Consider the following 18,466-nt stretch of genomic DNA (forward strand, 5'->3'; position numbering starts at 1 on the left):
CCTCTTCACTTTTCGAAAGGACATCTTCCAATGTCGATCCCTTCCACCATGCGTGCCAGCGTTCTGACGGCACCCAAGACCATCGAACTCAAAACAGTTGCCATTCCGGAACCGCAGCGGGGCCAGGTGCTGGTTCGAGTAACAGCAGTGGGCGTCTGCGGGTCGGATACCCACTTCTATGAGACGGGCGCTATCGGCGACATCATCGTCAAGGGGCCGATTGTACTCGGTCACGAAACCGCGGGCGAGATCGTCGCCGTAGGCGAGGGGGTAGATAGCGGGCGTGTGGGAATCCGCGTGGCCGTGGAACCTCAGACACCGTGCCGGAAGTGCGAATTCTGCAAGACCGGCCGCTATCACTTGTGCCGCGACATCCTGTTCTACGGAGCGTGGCCTGTTGATGGTTCCTTCTCTGAGTACGTAATAGTGGACGATGACTTCGCCCATGCGATTCCGGACAGGATCACCGACGAGCAGGCTGCACTGGTGGAGCCGCTGTCCGTCGCTGTCCACGCGGCCCGTCGTGCCGGAGTGAAGGCCGGGGATAAGGTCCTCATCACGGGAGCCGGTCCCATCGGCATCATGAACATCCAGGTGGCCAAGGCGCTCGGCGCCACCGAGGTAGTGATCAGCGACCCTATTTCCCACCGTCGGGAGTTCGCCTTGACGCACGGGGCCGACGTCGCCTTCGATCCCACCACGGGTGGCTTGGAAGACTACGAGGAATACTTCGACGTCTTCATCGACGCCTCCGGAAACGCCCGGGCCATCCTTTCCGCTTTCCCGGCCGTCAAGCGTGGTGGGACCGCCTGCCTGGTGGGAATGGGCGGGGAAGAACTTAATGTTCCTATCGCGATGTTCCAGCACCGCGAGATCAACCTGACTGGGACGTTCCGTTACGTGAACACTTGGCCGACTGCGATCGCCCTGCTGGCTTCGGGCGCCGTGAGCGTGGATGGTATCGTCACGGGGAGATACGGTCTCCAGGACGTCGAAGAATCGCTTATGAAGTCCAAGAAGGATCCAATGGCGATCAAGACAATGGTCATCCCTGCGCTCACGGACGTGCGGGCCGGTTGATTCCCATGATCGATGTTGACGCGCAGAAAACGATCGAGTGGGAGGTCAGCGAGTTCCTCTTCGACATGGACGGAACGCTCCTGGACTCCATCGCTGCGGTGGAACAAGCCTGGTACGAATGGGCTGCCGAGGAAGGAGTGGCTATTCCCGACGGAGAGTCGTTTCACGGCCGAACCGCCCAGGATCTGGCCGCCGCACTCATTCCCGAAGAGCGAATACCGGCGGCGTTGCTGCGCTTGAGCGAACTCGAGCAGAGTCCACGAGTCCCTGTCACCCCGCTACTCGGGGCGCTCGAACTCCTGACAGCGGTGCCTGTGGAAAAATGGGCAGTTGTGACATCTGCTGCACGCCTCGTCGCCCTGGCGAGGCTGGCCGCTGGAGGCATCCCGGTGCCTACATTGCTCGTCTCGGGCGATGACGTCGCGCACGGCAAACCGGATCCCGAGCCGTACCTGGCAGGAATTCGCTGGGCACGGAACGGCATCCTGCCGGTCGCCTTTGAAGATACCGTCGCGGGACTGCGTTCCGCCCGGGCTGCGGGGTGCCGCGCCGTCGGCCTGGTGGGAACCGCGACGGCGGCTGAACTCCTTCCCCACGCAGATGCGGTGCTCGCTACACTGGCGGAGGCCACCGTCGTCGTCGGGCATGACGGCAGCCTTCGAGTGCGACTGATCCCGATTGATTAACCTGATACGTAAATAAAGTGAGTTAGGCAGCAAGGGTGATGATAACTTCGTACCCTTGCTGTTCTAGTTCCTTAATGGCTCGTTGGCGGGCTCTGTCCTTGTTGGCTTGGGTGAAGCGCTTGATGGGTGGCTCCTCGTAGAAGACACTGTTCTTGAGGATTTTCCAGGCGGCGGTGATGACGGTGTGTTCCATGGCAACGATGGCGCGGGAGTTGCCTCGTCGGTTGGCTAGGCGCCGGTATCGATCGGAGAGGAAACCTTTCTTCTGTTTCTTCTGTTTGGCAATGTTCAGTGCCGTCAGGCCGAGGGCTCCCTTCAGGTATGCGTTGCCTTTCCTGACGGAAGCTGGCTTGTGCCGGCCCGCGGACTCGTTGTTGCCGGGGGCGACTCCGGACCAGGCGGCGAGTTGGGCCGAGGTCGGGAATACGCGCATGTCGCCACCGGTTTCGGCAATGATGACCAGGCCGTCTACGAAGCCGTCTACAACTATCATTCGATCAACGACAGCATACTTCGGTACGCATACCCCATTGTGGAGGCAGGAAAAGAAGCCACCGGCCGCAAACGGTTCATTCCGGGCACCGACAAAGTACAGAATATCGACGTATCGGATCAGGTTAAGGAGCATTCTAACTACGTCAAGTACGTCATTCTGAAGTAACGCCCAATACATCGAGGTCGCCTCGGTACCATACTCGGAGCGAATCGTGAGTGAAATGAGAGGCACAATATTGATGACTGTTTGGCTGTGTTCGAGGCCGCGCAGCCGACGGGCGGGAGCTTCCACCACGTCATACGAAACTCATCCTAATCAGTGCAAAGTGGAGAGTATTTTGTATCATTCATTGTTGCAAGCTCACTACGCAGGAACAGAAGAAAACAGCCTATTGACAGCCCGAAGTGGACCCCTGACGGGACAGCGGGGTGTAAAACGTTGAGAACTATTGATATGTGTTAGATGCCGAATGCGCCTCTGACCTGCGACGATACTTTTCTACCTGCATTGGACCGGAAAATTTAGACTGCATATGCCAACAAGCAATATCGGTTCGAATGTCCAGCCGCCTGTTTTCCTGAGAGTGCCGCTGACTTTGGCTCATGTTGCTCCGTAGGTGCGGAACGGGATCCGGTCTGTTCCACTCATTCATTTGCTGGATGGGTCGGGTTTGGACCAGCCCAGCACCGGTCGTTGGGCGAAATCATTTACTCGGGCATGGTCAAGAAGGTCTATTCTTTACCTTCTGGTTTCACAGCAAGTTACTGCGTTGCCAGGTGGGACACGAGCCTCGGTGAGACGTTCGTCGTCGAACATGGCGGCAAGCATATGTCTGGTCACTGGTCACTGGTCTGGCTGGCGCGGGGAGTCTGGACATGAGGACTTGGAGGGTGCTGGCCATCAGCTGTGCGCCGGCGGGGGAGTGGGCAATGTTGCCTCGCTCGTAGTTGTCAAAGAACCCCTCCGCGTCCTGGAATGTTGCGGGGATGTCTGCGATGTTCATGCGGGCGCCGAGCTCTTGGTAGAAACGGGTTGCTGCGGTTTCCTCCGCCAGCGTCGGCGCCCGCCATGCATGTGTGCGGGCCCAGCGGATGGGGACGACGAGCAGGGTGAGGAGGGACGTGGAGGAAATCGTCCGGGTTGCCGGGGACATGGCGGTGGGCATGGTTGAGCAGTCGAATCACGTGGCGGTCGCTGTTGAGGCCGTTGGTGATGAGCTCGTAGGTGACGATGGCGGTGTCGTAGGAGCGCTTCATGGGGCGTTCGACGATTTCGCCGTTTTCGTGCAAGGATGTGGCGATGCCGGGGATGGTGAGATTGCGGTAATAGGCGAGGAAGAAGCCGAGCTCGACGTCCGCGGCGAGGTCATAGAGGGCCATCTGGCGGTAGGTGGTTGCCCAGTTTTCGGGGCCCGCGTCCGACTGGCAGCTGGCGAACTCGGCAAGGCGGTGGTTTAGCTCCAACAAGAGGTCTCCCAACTCTGCCCGATATGTGTCCCAGTGCCTTTGGTAGACATCGAGGGACCGGCATTATTCATCGTAGAACTGTTCCTCATGCGTGGTTTGAGATGTCATTCGCGAGCTTGTTGACGTGGTGAGCCCTGAGCCCCTGCGTGCAGAGTGGAAGACGGCCCCAGGGAACCAGCGTCGCGTGGCCAACGTCGATGCTTGGCTCTAGAGGTACACGGCCGCCGACTGACAATGGCTGCGCCACGAGGGCTAGTGGAACCACCAAGATGAGCGATCCTCAGTGTTTGTTGCCGTCTTTTTACGGTTAGGTCCGGAGAGTAAGAACCATGGTTGAACCCCCGTCCCGCACGCGGGCCTCCCTAAATCCCATGGCTAGATAGAACTTCCGGGCGTCGGGGTTGCCTGATCCGACTCCAAGGTGCAGTCCGGTCACGCCGCGCTGGCGTAGGGCTGCGATCATTATTTGGATGAGCGCGCGACCTGCGCCGGCGCCTTGGGCCCGTGGGATCAAGTTGATGTGCAGATGTGCCGGGTAGTCCTTAAGGAGTTCGTCCTGCGTCGGGCTTGCCGCATGGATGGCCTGAATGCGTCGCCAGTCCTGGTTCCCGTCGACAGTATCTATGGCCATGCTGGCCGGGTATTGTTCGCGCAAGGCAGGCCACCAGTTTTCTTCGCACCACTGCTCGAAAGCGTTGGTGTCCGCGGTTGCAACAATGTAGCCAGCTAAGCCCTGCGAGTCGATCAGTACGAATGCTAGATCGGGATCCGCGGCCGGATAAGGGCCAGCGAAGATTTGACCCAGCATGTGGGGATTGGTGTATAACTTTGTAGCGTCTTGGCCTGAATCGCCTGTGCGTAGGCACACGTCATAGAGGCCGGGAATGTCAATCGGGTGGAACGGTCGTATGCGCATGGCGAGGACTCTTTCGGGTAAACGGGCGGAAGAAACGGCAAGTCCCCTGAGTGGGGATTCCATTGCACCGCCCAGCGTCAAGAGGTAACTAGGTGCTCGGAAGACCGATATCCACGTCGCACAACCTCACCAGACTCAGGGACACTGGGCAGCGCAATGTCAGTTGGTGCCAACCCGATGTGGCGAGGTTTGCTGTGACCGCGGTGAACTCTCTGAGCTCCGGAACCTAGGCTTCAAGCCCATCCGATGTCGCTGGCTGCCACCCATCGATTTTGAGCAGGCCCGCCGCATTTCCGCCGAATATCTGCTGGATGTCAGTTTCGGGCATCCCCATTTCCCAACAAATTCTTAACTGGTCAGTCAGATAGCGGCGGGCGAAACCTCGAGGAAACCAGGAAGAATCCGATCCAAAGACGATCCGTTCCGGACCCATTGTCTCGTAAAAACGGCGAAACAAATCTTCCAAAGTGAGACGTTGGGCCATATATCTGACCCACTGGTTTGATCCAGAGGTATCCACGATTACGTTCGGGCAGGCCCACATCAAAAAGAGCACCTCTTGGACGTGCTGGATCCCAAAATGTGGGATGACAAAGGTAACATCCGGGAACCGCTTTGCAGCTCGTTCCAAGGTGGCCGGATTGCTGAAAGCGTTGTGGGCAATGCCGCCGGCTGAACCGCAATGGCCGAAATGGATCAGTACGGGTACCTGATTCCGTGCGGCGACCTCCCAGACGGGATCTGCCGCCTCGTCGTCCATACGCGCCGATGCTAGTGGTGCAAAGAGCTTTAGCCCGCGGAGCCCGCCCTGTGTGACGCCGTCCTCAAATGCCGCGGCGGAGCCCGGAGCAAAAGGGTCGGACATGGCAGCCATCCCCAAGAACCGGCCATCACCGCGGTCCACCAAAGCACTCATGGAGTCATCCCCGCCGGCAGTGACAAAGGCGGCATACTCGATTCCGTTCGTATCCAACTCAGACTTCCACCGGTCCGCTTCCACCTCCCAACCGGCATCGGCGGCGAGAGGTTCCGGATCAGCAAAATCCCAACTTCGGCGCCATTCCGCCGACGTCTGGGCGACGGCTTGCGCACGGATAGCCTGACCGACGTCGAACCCGTCACAGGCATCCCTTGCTGTGACGGACTCCGTACCAAACTGACCGCCCGCCAGGGCCCGGGTGAGAGGATCGTGGGGCATACGGAAATGCAGGTGGAAGTCAACGATCGACAGGCCCTGAACAGTGGGGCGCCCATTCGTCATTTGCTTATTCATCTCTGTTTCCTCTCAGTACTGTGCAGTTGCCACAGCGGCGCCGGACATGGTCACATCGGCCCGCTTTTCCGGAGCCGTAGAGACCATCTTGGTGGCGTACTCGACGGCGGCAGTGAGGGCATGGCGCAGGTCCGCACCCCGATTCAAGGAGACAAGGAACGCGGCGTTGAACCCGTCGCCTGCTCCGGTAGAGTCGATCACTTGTACGGGCGCTGCCCGGTGCTCAAACCATTCCCCAAGAGGAGTGGCCACGCCCGCACCGCGGGCGCCCATCTTGACGGCAACAAGTGAGTCTGTGGATACGGCCAGTTCCCGGGCGGCTCGTTCGGTGTCTTTGTGGCCAGCCAGGCCGTGGAGTTCGTCGTCATTGGGTAAAAAGACGTCGACTTGGTCCATGGCTTGGAGTACCTCGGCGCGAACCTCCCGGGTCCATCCCTGGGGTGGACATCCGGTATCAAGAACAGTTTGAGCTCCAGCGGCCTTGGCGCGTTGGAACAGTTCCGTCAGGGCGGGGCCCTGCATTCCTGGAAGTAGGAAATATCCAGCCAAAGCGAGAAAATCAGCCTCTAGCATCTGTTGAGTGATGTCAGAGGGGCACATTGCAGCCATCGGTCCCAACGATGACAAGAAGGCTCTGTCCCGTCCGGGTGATTCCACAGCAACCGTCATCCCGCTTGCCGTTCCAGCTGTTCGCAACAGGTGCGTTTCTAACAGCGGTATTTCTAGCTCTGCCTCCAGAATCAACAGGGATGAATCGTCTCCCACCCGAGAAACGAGGCGTGTGGCCAGTTCCAGCCCGGCACACCGAACAGCAAGGTTTCCTGCCGAGCCGCCTAGCCGGATGCTAATGGCTGGGACGACTGTTTCCGTTCCCGGTGCAGGAAGCTCAAAGGTGTCGGCGACAATGATATCCAGGTTGGTGTTTCCCACTACGGTAATTCCAGCCTTCACCAGTGACCGTCCTGGACCGCGGCACGGGCAGTCGAGAGCAGCCCGTTTCGTTTCTCGTCCAACAGCGTCAGTCGCCGATCGACTTCCCTGCCCAGCGTCAGCGCACGTTCCTGCGATGCGGAAGCATTGTCTCGTACTGCGGCACTGCCCGGACTGCCAACTTGCTGGCGCTGCAGGATCAGTTCAGGTTGCTGGCCAGCACTGAGCGTCACGGTCAGCAGTTCCTCCGACGCATCCTGGCCAGCTTCCTTAAAGGCTGAGGCGACGTCGGCTACGGTCCAGTCGGCAGGTGCCTGATGACGTACCAGTTGTCCTACAATGTCATGAGCTGCTCGCCAAGGGATGCCTCGGGCGGCCAAGGCCTCGGCCACAGCAGTGGTGGTGGCGCCTAAGGCAACGATCTCTGCGGGGTCCGGCAGCTGCCCTACTTCGAGATCCAGCAAGAGGCCATCGAGCATGCGCATGAAACGAACCACGCGGTCCCCGGCGCGCCATAGGTGCTTTTGCACGTCGGTGGTGGCATTGTTTGAGTCTTCGTACCACGCTGAGCCGATGTTTGCGTAGCTTGCTGCCATGTCAGCGGCAGTGGCGCCGGCCATGGACACCATATGTTCCAACACCACAGGGTTCTTCTTCTGCGGCATGATCGAGGACCCCTGTGTGTAGGGGGTGGGTGTATTAACCCATTTGAACGTCATCCATTCCAGCAGTACGCGGGAAAAACGGGCGCCGGTGGCGGTAATCCTGGCCTGCACTGCGGCCAGGCGCATGAAGTGCTCGGCACCGGCCACTGCTTCATAGCTGGAGGTGAAGCTGGAATCGAAGCCGGTCAGGTTACCCACCAGCGCGGAGTCGATGGGCAAATCGGTGCCGGTGAAGGCTGCAGATCCGAGCGGTGAGATATTCAGTTCCTCATAGATGCTGAGCATTTCGGTGGCTTGGCTGAGCATTGCCTCGGACAGGCCTGCCAGCACGTGGCCGATGGTTGTGGGCTGTGCCGGACGGCGGTGCGTGAAGCCGATGATGAGGCTTTCGGCATGCACGGACGCCTGGGCGGCTGCATCGGCAGCACATTGGACCACCAATGCTGTTTGCTCCAGCAGTTGGCGCCGCAGCACCATCCGGAACACCCCTGCGTCGAGGTCGTTGCGGCTCCGTGCAAGTTGTACATCCAGTTCCGAGGTGGCAATGCCGCACTCGCGCGCCAATTGCTGCTCGAGGAAATAGTAGGGGTCTTCGACGCTGCCATCGAAGTCAAACTTCTGGTCACCGTCTTGAGTCTTTTTCCACAGGGCCAACAGACCCTGCAGCAGCAGTTTCCCGCGGGTACGGGGCAAGATGTTCTGGTGCGTGAGCATATACACGTGCGCCAGGCTGGCCTCGACCATGGCCGGGTAGATGTGCGGTGCCGCTTCCTCGAAGGCGACCCTCAGATGGTTGTCCCAGTAGATGGACAGTTCCGGGTGGTCTTTAAGTTCTGGACGCGGCATTGACTGGTTCTGGGGAGTGTTCATGTGTGTCACCGTTTTCGTGGTTTTGCTGGAGTGCGGGGGCAAGGGCGGGAGTCATCGCTAATGCGGGGCCCTTGGGCTTGAAGTTACGTATTCTTCTGATCCTGCGTGGAGTCTCTAGCCATTGGGAGATGATCAACACGATCAGGATGAGCAGCATTTGCAAGGTACCGTAGGCGGCGGCCGTGCCGAATTCATTGGAGTAGATCCTGTTGTAGATCTCAACTGACAGTGGAGCGTAGCGGGCCGGGTAGATGACTACCGATGCAACGTACTCTCCGAATCCTTGAATGAAGGCCATCAGCGCGCCGGCCATGATGCCTCTGGACATCAGCGGCACGGTTACGGTCCGCAAGGCCTGCCAAGGTCCGGCGCCCAGACTGCGGGCGGCTTCTTCGACCGATGGGTCGATTTGCGCCAGGGAGGCGCTGGCCGAGCGAAAGACCAACGGCAGGAACCTGACGAAGTATGCCACTGGCAGTATCCACAGGGAGCCGATGAGTACTTGGCCCAGGTTGAATGGCGTCGGGGTGGCGAAGGCTGTGACGATGTTGACGCCGATGACGGTTCCCGGGAGTGCCCAAGGCAACATAACCATGACGTCGAGCATGGCCTTGCCCGGTCCTTTCCACCGTGTGACAACCCAAGCTGCCAGGACTCCGAAGACGACGCAGCCAATCATGGCGATAAACGCCATCTGAGCACTGACCATGATGGGGCGCAGGGTCAACGGGTCCGTGAAGATTCGGGAGAAGTTCTCGAGGGTGTATTCGGGCGGGAGAATCTGGATGGTCCAGGAACCATCGACCGTGAATGACAACAAAGCGATTGTCGCGGCGGGAGCCATGAGGAACAAGACCAACAGCAAGGACCCCACTCCGGCGGCTACCCGCGGGAAGACGCCGTGGAGCACCTTCATCGCCTGCGGGGTGCCTTTGGAAGAACCACGGTGGATGCGCCGGTTTTCATACCAGCGCATGGCCAGCAGGAACAAGATGGACACGACTGACAGGACCACCGCTTGGGCCGCAGCGACGTCGTAGGCGCCGCTGGTGCGCGATGCGACAATCTGCATAGTCAGGGTCTGGACGTTGTAGAACTGGGGGGCGGTGAAGGAAGCCATGGAGACCATGAAGGTCAACAGCGCGCCGGAAACGAGTGCGGGCGTCAGCATGGGCAGCAGGACCGTGCGCCACATTCTGAAGCGGCTGGCGCCCAAGTTCAGGGCGGCTTCCTCCATCGAGGCGTCGGATCCAGCCAGGGCCGAGGTGACTGCCAGATAGAAGTAGGGGTACATGGTCATCGTGTGGACCAGGAGCACGCCCCAAATGCCGTTGACGGAGAAGTCGGCTGCGTCCACCCCAAAGTAGCGGGCCAAGAAGCGCGGTACGATGCCGCTTTCGGCGTACAGAAAGTAAAAGGAAATTGCGCCGATGAGGGGTGGCAGCGCCATGGGAAGCAGCGCAAAAAGGCGCAGGATCTTCCGGCCGGGAAAGTCGAATCGTGAAAGCAGGACGGCCAATCCGGTGCCGAGCAGCCCTGTGGTCAGCACCGACACCAATGAAATGGTCACGGAGAGAATCAACGCATTTTTTGAGGCTCCCTCGAGAAACCCTGCATAGGCACTGCCGCCTCCTTCGGCACTGGCGGTGGCCGTTGCGAGCATGGGGACAACGATGTATACCAGCAGCACCAGAATCAGAGGGGCGGCAAGGATATAGACGAAACGGTCCGAAGAGGTCAGAGATGATCTCCGGCGAGGCATCGCCAGTGCTCGGGTCACGGTTGCACCATCCACACTCGGGCCTGATCCGGCTTCATTGAGACGAGATCTCCGGGCTCAGCCCGATTGAAACTATCCGGAGCCGAAACGACGACCTTTAGACCCTGCCAAGCGATTTCGTAGACGTTGACGGCGCCGGTGAATTCGGCAGTCAGCACCCTGCCGGTGAAGTGTCCTGACGCTTCCTGTCCTGTGTGGACAGTGAGGTGGATGGATTCAGGCCGAAGTGAGACGGCTGCCTCGTCACCGGTAACAACCTCGGCCGAAAAGGTGTCTTCAACACGAGGTGCAGTGAGGATGGTGCCGTCGCCGAGTCTGATGCTGACGGTGTCCTTTTCTTGCCCAAGAACAGTACAGGGCAGCACATTGGAGCGGCCGATGAAACGGGCCACGAATGAGGTAGCTGGCCGGCTGTAGACCTCCCGGGGAGAAGCGACCTGATGAAGCTGGCCTTCGTTCAGGACAGCTACCCGGTCACTCATGGCCATGGCTTCTGCTTGATCGTGCGTGACGTATAGGCAGGTGGTGCCAGCCGCCTGCTGGGTGGATCTGATCTCTGCACGTGTTTCCTCACGGAGTTTCGCGTCCAGATTGGACAGCGGCTCGTCCAGAAGCAGCGCCGTGGGGCTAATAACCAGTGCACGGGCCAAGGCGACTCGCTGCTGTTGCCCGCCGGAGAGTCTGTCAATACGGCGGTCACCAAATTCTTCAAGGCCAACTTGCGCCAGGGCTTGGTCAATCCGACGATTTTTGTCTCGCTTGGCCACCTTGCGCATATTCAACCCGTAGGCGACGTTGCCACGGACGCTCATGTGGGGGAACAATGCGTAGTTTTGGAACACCATGCCAGTGTCCCGCTTGTTGGGCGCGGTGTTGGTGACGTCCTTGCCATCGAAGTGGATGCTTCCACTGGTGGGCTGGATGAAGCCTGCAACCATGCGCAAGGTGGTGGACTTCCCGCAACCGGAAGGTCCTAGAAGCGTGAAAAGTTCGCCGTCTTCGATAGTGAGGGTGAGGTCGGAGACTGAAGGCTTGGCTCCTGGATACGTTTTGGTGATTCCGTTGAGGTAGACGCGTGTCATGGTTGCTCCACAGTGGTTCTGGTTGGGTACTGACAGGGGCGGGCCGTGACGGCCCGCCCCTTGGCCTTGCAGTTACTAGTTCTGGCCCTTAATGTTTTCGGCCCAGTACTTGCTCCACTCGGGCTCGTTCTTATTCACACGCTCCCAGTTGACATCCATTTCTTTCAGATCGAGCTCAGCCAACCAAGAAGGCTCGGAAGACAAGGCGATCGTCGGGATTTGGAAGTACTTCTCGGCAAGCTTGCCCTGCTCTTCTTGGCTCACCAGGAACGAAAGGAACGCATCTGCTCCAGCAGAAGAGGGGCCGTCCTTGATCTTGGCAACGCCGTCGATCAGCATCGGAGCACCGGAAGTCGGTACGACCGGGGTGAATGGTGCCTTCTGCTTTTCAATCTGCAACATAACGTCCTGCAGGTTCCAAGCTGTGACCGCAGCCTCCTGACGGGTGATGCGCAGGTACAAATCGGTGGGGTTGGCAGCGTAGACCTTGGTGTTGGTGTCGAGTTTCCGGAGCCAGTCATAACCTGCCTCCGCGCTTCCGGCTGCATCATATTTTCTATCGATCATGGATGCGTAAATGCTGCGCATGGTCCCGGAGGCCAGCACATCGCGGATGGCGACCTTATCTTTCATCTCCGGAGCGATGAGATCGTCCCAGTCTTTTGGCGCCTGCTCGGCAGTGAGCATGTCATGGTTGTAGAAAATAACCTCAGCAAGCTTCATTTCGCCGACCCAGAGACCGTCCGCGTCACGCTGTGCGGCAGGGACGGCGTCGATCACGTCCTGGGGTGCAGGGGAGAAGACTCCTTCGGTGGCGCCCTGCTGCATCTGCTGCTGGGTGCCGCCCCACCAGATATCTCCCTGCGGGTTCGCCTTCTCGGCTTTAACACGCTCCAGAGCTTCCTGCGCCCCCAAAGTTAGGATCTGGACCTTGCCTGCATATTTCGGATTGGCCTTTTCGAAATCTGCCACTACTTCCGTGGCCAAGCCCTTGTCACGTGCGGTATAGATAGTCAGGGAGCCGGTCTCCGCGGAGCCCGCGTCTTCACCGGTGGTCGTGTTTGAGTCAAGACCGCAGCCTGTCATGCCGAGGCTGAGTGCGAGCCCGCCGGCAAGCAACATGAATCGCAGTGGATGTTTCGTCATTGATATCTCCTAGTGATTTTTGTCAGGTAGATGGTTGGAAAATGAAAATTTGGGAGTCGCGTTTAGCTTGCAACTTCGGTAAATAGGGTCTCGGGCACCTTCAGGACTTTGGCAATGGCCCCGTGCAGGAGCCCGGTACTTCCCAGCTCGGCGAAGACGACGTCGGTGGGGGAGGGGGCCGATCGCTGCACCATTTCACGCAGTTCCCCACGGGCTCCTTCGTTCAGATGCACGGCATGCCCGGAAAAAATCACGCGCGCCGGATTGACGATGCAGATGCACACGATGGCCGCAAATGCCCACGCTTGGATGACTTCCGCCAGCAGCTCCTGGGCTTGGGGTGCGGTTGATTCACACAGGAATCCGATGACGTTCTCCGTGGGCAAGTCCAGACCGTTTTGGGCGGCTAGGCGCTGGACGCCATGGGCGTTCCAGCGTGTTTCATAGTCCCCATGTTCCCCCCGCGGCGAGGCCTGCAGACTTTGGGGTAGGAAACCAATTTCCCCGGCTGAGCGGCTTGCCCCTTCCAGGACCTCGCCATGGGCGATGATGGTAGCGCCAATACCCTCGTCCACGTGGATCAACACCAGATCGTCGACACCATTTCCTGCACCTGATCCGCGTTCCCCCAAAGCGATCAGGTTGACGTCGTTTTCAACTGTGGTGCGAAGCCCCGTGCTTGACTCAAGCTCGTCGGCCAGGCGGATGTGGGCCATGGGTCCAAATGCAGGGGCCAATGCTAGTGAACCATCTGAGGTCACCACGCCGGGCAGGGCAATTACGACGTGAACGGGGCGGATCTGAGCCCGTCCGTGCACGGAGGTGACTGTTCCCGCGATGCTCTCGACGGGGTGGGCCGAATCAAAGTCTTGCTCCACAAAGTCCAATTGAAAACCGTCGAGATCGACGAGCGAGCACCAGACCCGCGTGCCAGAGAAGCCAACTACGGCAACGGTTACGGAAGAGCGGTTGAGTTGAAACAGGGTCTTACGCCGGCCGCCGGTGGATTCCTTTTGACCCATCACGCTCAGGTAGCCGGCATCACTAAGATCTTGCACAATGCCGGTCACCGTTGAAGGGCTGTAACCCGTCAATTGAGCCAGATCGGTCCTAGCCAAGGGGCCGGACGACAGCAGAGTGCTGAAGATTGCTCCGACACGTATCCGACGCAGGGCATTTCTTCCTGTCGGAGCCGCGGGCTGTGATTTAAGTAACATACTTACTTTATACTTTGAATAAAGTAAGAACGCAAGTGTTGTCCGACACATTACTTTCAAGAGGGTTAGGGTGCTACCGAGCGCGCGATTTGACGATGGCGGCGTCGTCTCGAATGCCTATGTGGTTGGCGGGATTGGTCGTCATTGTGACGCGGCCGTCGGCACGCTGCCGGGTCAGAGGAGACAGCAATTCGTGTCGGTGTCATGCTTACGCCTGCTTCGCGGTACGACCAAGCGCGGTCTGATCACTATTTCTGGTGCGCGATGGTGGGCTCAGGGGTGACTCTTGTGAAGTAGCTGATCAGCGTCCACGGCTGCAGATCGCAGCCTTCCTAGCGACGTTGGGCCAGTGAGGAGGTAGTGTCGACTCATCATTGGCAGTCGGGCAGTCGGGCAGTCGGGCAGTCGGGCAGTCGGGCAGTCGGGCAGTCGGGCAGTCGGGCCGTCTGACGTCGGCGGCTCCCGGGGAGTTTATCTTGAACTGTGAGACCCGAACGGTCGTCCTGAGTGAATCAAGAGTAAACTCACTGGAGTGGCAGTAGTGGCTAACTGGCCATGCTTGAGGTCATCCGGCAGCCAAGTGAGAGTTCCCACCACGTCATACAAAACTCATCCTAATCAGTGCAAAGTGGATATCGACGGTATGACTCAACCTGCCGTAGCAGCAAGAAACTCCTGGAACTCGCTTGTGGGTAGCCGCGTTTCTTCCGTCATTGGCCGTGGGTCATGCCGGGCAGGTCGTCGAGCGGAGTTATGGACACCGCTGTGCCAGCCAAGGGAAGGGAGAGGTTGTACTCGTGAACGGGTTCAGGGAACCTTCGCTCCCCGGGAAGGTTCAGACCATTACGTCGGCGACGACGGGAACGGCATCCGGTTGTCGTGCCGGACTGCGTAGGCTTAAGGCCAATGGGGTAAAGTGCGATCATGGCGCCCGAAGGACAAACTCATCAACATTCACTAGATGTAGGCGACATCCCGCCTCGATCAAGAACAACGGTGAACACGCTTCAGACTCTAGACCGTGGCATCGACGCGCTCGAATTGATTTCCGCCAGTCCTAGCGGGGTTTCACCGCAAGAGCTTGCAGATCGGCTCGGCGTCCACCGAGCCGTCGCCTACCGCATTCTATCGACTCTCGAACTCCGGTTTCTGACGGTCAAGGGGGCAGATGGGCGCTTTCGCTTGGGCAGCGGAATTCTGGCAATCGCCGACCGGTACCTAGCGCAGTGCCGAACATCTGCTCAACCACTCCTCGAAGAGCTGGCCGAGACAACAGGCCTAACATCTTTTCTCGCAGTCGCAGAATATGGACAAGCCGTAGCGGTGGCAGTAGCTGAACCCCATATTGGCACTTTCGGAATTAGGTACGGTGTCGGATCGCGTCACGATCTTGGCCATGGGGCGGACGGGGTAGCCATCCTCGCTGGCCGTCCTGCATCGCCCAGTGATACTGACGCTGTACGAGCGGCCCGGGCGAACGGTGTAGCCATAACCCAGGGGGAGTTGCAACGTGGAACTGTGGGGATGGCTGTCGGCCTCGACATATCCCCACCGGGGGTTCTCGAGGCCTCGGTGGGTGTCATTTCCCTCGGCGACTTGGATGATTTGGATGGTGACCTAGTGCTCCCCCTCATTGAACAAGTACGATTACGGCTTTCAAACGCTCTTTAGGCCCACGGGTCCCTATCTGACGAATTCGACCTGCTGGGGCAAGGCTATGTCCGTCTTCGACTTTAAATAAGACCGAGGTGGGTTGTGTTTGAGCTAAAGGGGCCGTTGTTGGCGGACACGAGAGCGGTTAGAGCAACCTTAGTCGGTTAGGTACGAATGGGTTGTGGACTAATCTTTGACGCGGCTGTGGCCGCAGCCAATTGCCGCTGAGCTCTTATGTGTCGGTGAAATTTCGGGTGTGGGCCTGCCCTCAGGCCATCGAAATGTGTGTCCCTTTTGCTGTTGGTTTTTGCATTGAAAAAACCTGATGCACGGGTTTACGCGGCTTTTTTGGAGTACTTCGGAAGGCTTTTGCGACACCCGTGGACACCAGGCAACGGCTCCGAGTCGTGACTGCAGAGATCATGTCCAGAGCTCCTTACCCCAAACCGAATTGGCTGGCCGAATTCGGTAAGCTCAGCGCCGGGTTCAGCCGCTCAGATTCGGGTGACCCTTGAAAGTCCAACTATGACTTAACGACCCCCGATCATGCAGTGCAAGAAAACTGTGTGGCGGTCAATCAGCGCTCCAGCATCAGTGATTCGCCACCGGTGCTGGCCCTTGTTTATCAATGAGACTTGCATTACATTGTACGGAGAGCGCACGACGATTCACTTTTACCGCACAAATGGAGTTTTCATATGCCATCCTCAAGCTGTCCCTTCACCGGGGCTGTCGCTGAACGGCCCACGGCCACGAATATCCCCGGTCCCGGAGTTGGTCCCACTGGTTGCCCGATCTCCGCTGGCGCAGCGGATTTCGATCCGTTTGGTGAGGGCTACCAGCAAAACCCATCAGAATATGTTCGCTGGTCTCGCGACGCTGAGCCTGTGTTCTACAGTCCTCAACTGGGCTACTGGGTAGTCACGCGATATGAGGACATCAAGGCGGTGTTCCGCGACAACGTTACGTTCTCGCCGTCGGTAGCTTTAGAGAAAATTACCCCCACGGGAGAGGAAGCCAACGAAGTCCTGGCTTCCTATGATTTTGCGCTCAGTCGGACCTTGGTCAATGAGGATGAACCGGAGCATATGGCGCGTCGTCGCGCATTGATGGGCCCCTTTTCAGCCGAACACATGGCTCACCATGAACCCATGATCCGAAGGCTGGCCCGAGAGGCCGTAGACCGTTTTATCGATCTTGGACGAACCGATCTGGTCGACGAGATGCTATGGGAAACCCCGCTGACCGTTGCGTTGGAATTCCTCGGAGTTCCCGACGAGGACAAGCCAACCTTGCGGGAGTACTCTATCGCGCACACCGTTAACACATGGGGGAAACCTGCGCCGGCGGAACAGGTAGAAGTTGCGCATGCTGTCGGAAAATTTTGGGAGTATTCCGGCCAGGTGCTTGAAAAGATGCGCCAGGCGCCGGATGAAGCCGGGTGGATGCAGTTCGGTATCCGAAAACAGCAACAGATGCCAGATGTTGTCACAGATTCTTACCTTCATTCAATGATGATGGCAGGAATTGTTGCTGCACATGAAACAACGGCGCACGCTTCGGCCAACGCGATTAAATTGCTGTTGGAGAACCGACCGGTGTGGGAACAGCTATGCCGTGAGCCTGAGCTGATTCCCAACGCCGTCGAAGAATGCCTGAGGCATAACGGATCACAAGCGGCGTGGCGGCGCATTTCGACACGAGAAACCGAAATTGGTGGTGTGAAAATTCCATCGGACTCTCGGCTCCTTCTCATTTCCGCATCCGGCAATCATGACGAACGTCATTTTGGGGATCCGGGCATGGTGGACGTCCGCCGCGACGACGCGGCCGATCACCTCACTTTTGGGTATGGCGCGCACCAGTGCTTGGGGAAGAACCTGGCCAGAATGGAAATGCAGATCATCCTCGAGGAGCTCACCTCCCGAATACCACATATGCGTCTTATAGATCAGGAATTTAGCTACGTTCCGAACACTTCATTCCGCGGCCCAGAGCACCTTTGGATCGAGTGGGATCCAGAGAAGAATCCAGAGCGTGTTTCATCCACGGTCCTTTCTCCGAGACTTAAAGTCAATGTCGGTGAGCCGACAGATACTCACCGGAGTCGCCGGATGCGTGTTGAGAGCATCACGCAGGCTACAACGGGGATTCGACACCTGAGGCTGTCTAGTGCGGATGGAACGCCACTGCCCTCTTTCGCGCCGGGGTCACACATCGATATCGAATGCGGTTCGCCTGATACAGTGCGCCAGTATTCGCTGTTCGGCAGCGTTTCAAACGATCATTCCACTAAAGAAAACGCTGCAACGCGGGTCTTACTCACTCCGGAGGATGCACATGAGCGTCCCGAAGCATACGAAATCGCGATTCTCCGCGCTCCGGACTCCCGCGGAGGGTCCGACTGGATCCACGATCACGTCGCCGAAGGTGACATCTTGACGGTACGGGGCCCTCGGAACCATTTCCGGCTTCCGGAGCGAACTCAACGACTTGTTCTTGTTGCCGGTGGTATCGGGATCACGCCGATTAGAGCTATGGCTGCGCTGGCGAAAGCCAATGGGACTCCTTATGAAATCCACTACCTCGGGCGTGCACGCGCCACGATGGCCTTCCTTGGTGAGCTGACCGCTGAACACGGTGATCAGTTGCTTGTACATTGCAGTGAAGATGGAACACGCGCAGATCTCGGCGCGATGATGATGTCACTACATGACGAAGGTGTCGCAGGCAAGGTTCACGTCTACGTTTGTGGCCCCCAAAGCATGATTGATGACTTGCAGTCTGCCGGTGAGACTTGGCCAGAGGAATCCGTTGTGGCCGAACATTTCTCATCAACATTGGAAGCACTGAACCCGGAGATGGAACACGAGTTCATTATCCACCTTGAGGACAGTAACCTCGATGTCATTGTTCCGGCTGACAAAACGGTTCTGCAGGCTCTTCGGGATGCCCAAATCGGTGTTCCCGCGAACTGCAAGGAAGGACTGTGCGGCACTTGTGAAGTGCCAGTTATCGACGGTGAGATCGACCATCGTGACGTAGTGCTAACACAGCAGGAACGCCGGGCAGGCGACCGAATGATGGCTTGCTGCTCCCGCGCTTGCGGAAAACGGCTAGTTCTCGGTCTCTGAGGGACGTTCCAGAAATTCCACGTTTAGTACCACTCTAATGCGGGCAGCCCTGCTGGCATTATTATCCGCCAC

General features: G+C 58.4%; 14 protein-coding genes. 4 read left to right on the forward strand and 10 right to left on the reverse strand.

The genetic code is table 11. The features are described from left to right. The first annotated feature begins 30 nt into the window (after positions 1-30). Positions 31-1,080, forward strand: coding sequence for an NAD(P)-dependent alcohol dehydrogenase (locus art_RS16250; protein WP_038466510.1), 1,050 nt, complete (start codon positions 31-33; stop codon positions 1,078-1,080). Positions 1,081-1,085: 5 nt separating this feature from the next. After that, complete coding sequence (locus art_RS16255) at positions 1,086-1,766, forward strand: HAD family phosphatase (RefSeq protein WP_052136665.1); 681 nt, start codon at positions 1,086-1,088, stop codon at positions 1,764-1,766. 22 nt (positions 1,767-1,788) lie between these two features. Here art_RS16255 and art_RS16260 read toward each other — a convergent pair whose 3' ends face one another. The 10 genes from art_RS16260 to art_RS16305 form a co-directional block, all read right to left on the reverse strand. Continuing rightward, a complete protein-coding gene (locus tag art_RS16260; RefSeq protein WP_082000359.1) occupies positions 1,789-2,556 on the reverse strand; it encodes a transposase in 768 nt (255 codons plus the stop codon). A gap of 656 nt (positions 2,557-3,212) precedes the next feature. Continuing rightward, positions 3,213-3,728, reverse strand: a complete 516-nt coding sequence (locus art_RS22365; RefSeq protein WP_157875317.1) for a hypothetical protein — start codon at positions 3,726-3,728, stop codon at positions 3,213-3,215. A gap of 307 nt (positions 3,729-4,035) precedes the next feature. Further along, entirely contained in the window at positions 4,036-4,536 is a 501-nt protein-coding gene (locus art_RS16270) for an N-acetyltransferase (protein ID WP_253901384.1), read from the reverse strand. Between the two features lie 334 nt (positions 4,537-4,870). Beyond that, positions 4,871-5,917 (reverse strand): amidohydrolase family protein, encoded by a 1,047-nt coding sequence (locus tag art_RS16275; protein ID WP_216699546.1) that lies wholly within the window; start codon positions 5,915-5,917, stop codon positions 4,871-4,873. 12 nt (positions 5,918-5,929) lie between these two features. Beyond that, on the reverse strand, positions 5,930-6,868 hold the full coding sequence (locus art_RS16280; RefSeq protein ID WP_367643741.1) for a carbohydrate kinase family protein: 939 nt from the start codon (positions 6,866-6,868) through the stop codon (positions 5,930-5,932). Next, complete coding sequence (locus art_RS16285; protein ID WP_216699547.1) at positions 6,865-8,382, reverse strand: lyase family protein; 1,518 nt, start codon at positions 8,380-8,382, stop codon at positions 6,865-6,867. Before art_RS16285 ends, art_RS16280 begins: the two co-directional genes overlap by 4 nt. Continuing rightward, positions 8,339-10,162, reverse strand: coding sequence for an iron ABC transporter permease (locus art_RS16290; RefSeq protein ID WP_253901385.1), 1,824 nt, complete (start codon positions 10,160-10,162; stop codon positions 8,339-8,341). The genes art_RS16285 and art_RS16290 overlap by 44 nt, the downstream gene beginning before the upstream one ends. After that, a complete protein-coding gene (locus art_RS16295; RefSeq protein WP_038466519.1) occupies positions 10,159-11,244 on the reverse strand; it encodes an ABC transporter ATP-binding protein in 1,086 nt (361 codons plus the stop codon). The genes art_RS16290 and art_RS16295 overlap by 4 nt, the downstream gene beginning before the upstream one ends. A 75-nt stretch (positions 11,245-11,319) precedes the next feature. Beyond that, positions 11,320-12,390: an extracellular solute-binding protein gene (locus tag art_RS16300; RefSeq protein WP_052136669.1), complete on the reverse strand. Its 1,071-nt coding sequence runs from the start codon at positions 12,388-12,390 to the stop codon at positions 11,320-11,322. A 62-nt stretch (positions 12,391-12,452) separates the two neighbouring features. Then, positions 12,453-13,607: an ROK family transcriptional regulator gene (locus art_RS16305; RefSeq protein WP_038470649.1), complete on the reverse strand. Its 1,155-nt coding sequence runs from the start codon at positions 13,605-13,607 to the stop codon at positions 12,453-12,455. Between the two features lie 924 nt (positions 13,608-14,531). Here art_RS16305 and art_RS16310 point away from each other — a divergent pair. Beyond that, positions 14,532-15,278, forward strand: coding sequence for an IclR family transcriptional regulator (locus art_RS16310; RefSeq protein ID WP_253901386.1), 747 nt, complete (start codon positions 14,532-14,534; stop codon positions 15,276-15,278). Between the two features lie 869 nt (positions 15,279-16,147). Then, positions 16,148-18,394, forward strand: coding sequence for a cytochrome P450/oxidoreductase (locus art_RS16315; RefSeq protein ID WP_253901387.1), 2,247 nt, complete (start codon positions 16,148-16,150; stop codon positions 18,392-18,394). The last annotated feature ends 72 nt before the right edge of the window (positions 18,395-18,466 follow it).

Source organism: Arthrobacter sp. PAMC 25486, assembly GCF_000785535.1.
In the GTDB taxonomy this organism is placed as follows: domain Bacteria; phylum Actinomycetota; class Actinomycetes; order Actinomycetales; family Micrococcaceae; genus Specibacter.

What these genes read in the sequence shown, in the direction of transcription:
- art_RS16250 (WP_038466510.1), top strand. Translation starts at nt 31, where the DNA reads ATGTCGATCCCTTCCACCATGCGTGCCAGCGTTCTGACGGCACCCAAG.
- art_RS16255 (WP_052136665.1), top strand. Translation starts at nt 1,086, where the DNA reads ATGATCGATGTTGACGCGCAGAAAACGATCGAGTGGGAGGTCAGCGAG.
- art_RS16270 (WP_253901384.1), bottom strand. Translation starts at nt 4,536, where the DNA reads ATGCTGGGTCAAATCTTCGCTGGCCCTTATCCGGCCGCGGATCCCGAT.
- art_RS16275 (WP_216699546.1), bottom strand. Translation starts at nt 5,917, where the DNA reads ATGAATAAGCAAATGACGAATGGGCGCCCCACTGTTCAGGGCCTGTCG.
- art_RS16285 (WP_216699547.1), bottom strand. Translation starts at nt 8,382, where the DNA reads ATGAACACTCCCCAGAACCAGTCAATGCCGCGTCCAGAACTTAAAGAC.
- art_RS16295 (WP_038466519.1), bottom strand. Translation starts at nt 11,244, where the DNA reads ATGACACGCGTCTACCTCAACGGAATCACCAAAACGTATCCAGGAGCC.
- art_RS16300 (WP_052136669.1), bottom strand. Translation starts at nt 12,390, where the DNA reads ATGACGAAACATCCACTGCGATTCATGTTGCTTGCCGGCGGGCTCGCA.
- art_RS16305 (WP_038470649.1), bottom strand. Translation starts at nt 13,607, where the DNA reads ATGTTACTTAAATCACAGCCCGCGGCTCCGACAGGAAGAAATGCCCTG.
- art_RS16310 (WP_253901386.1), top strand. Translation starts at nt 14,532, where the DNA reads ATGGCGCCCGAAGGACAAACTCATCAACATTCACTAGATGTAGGCGAC.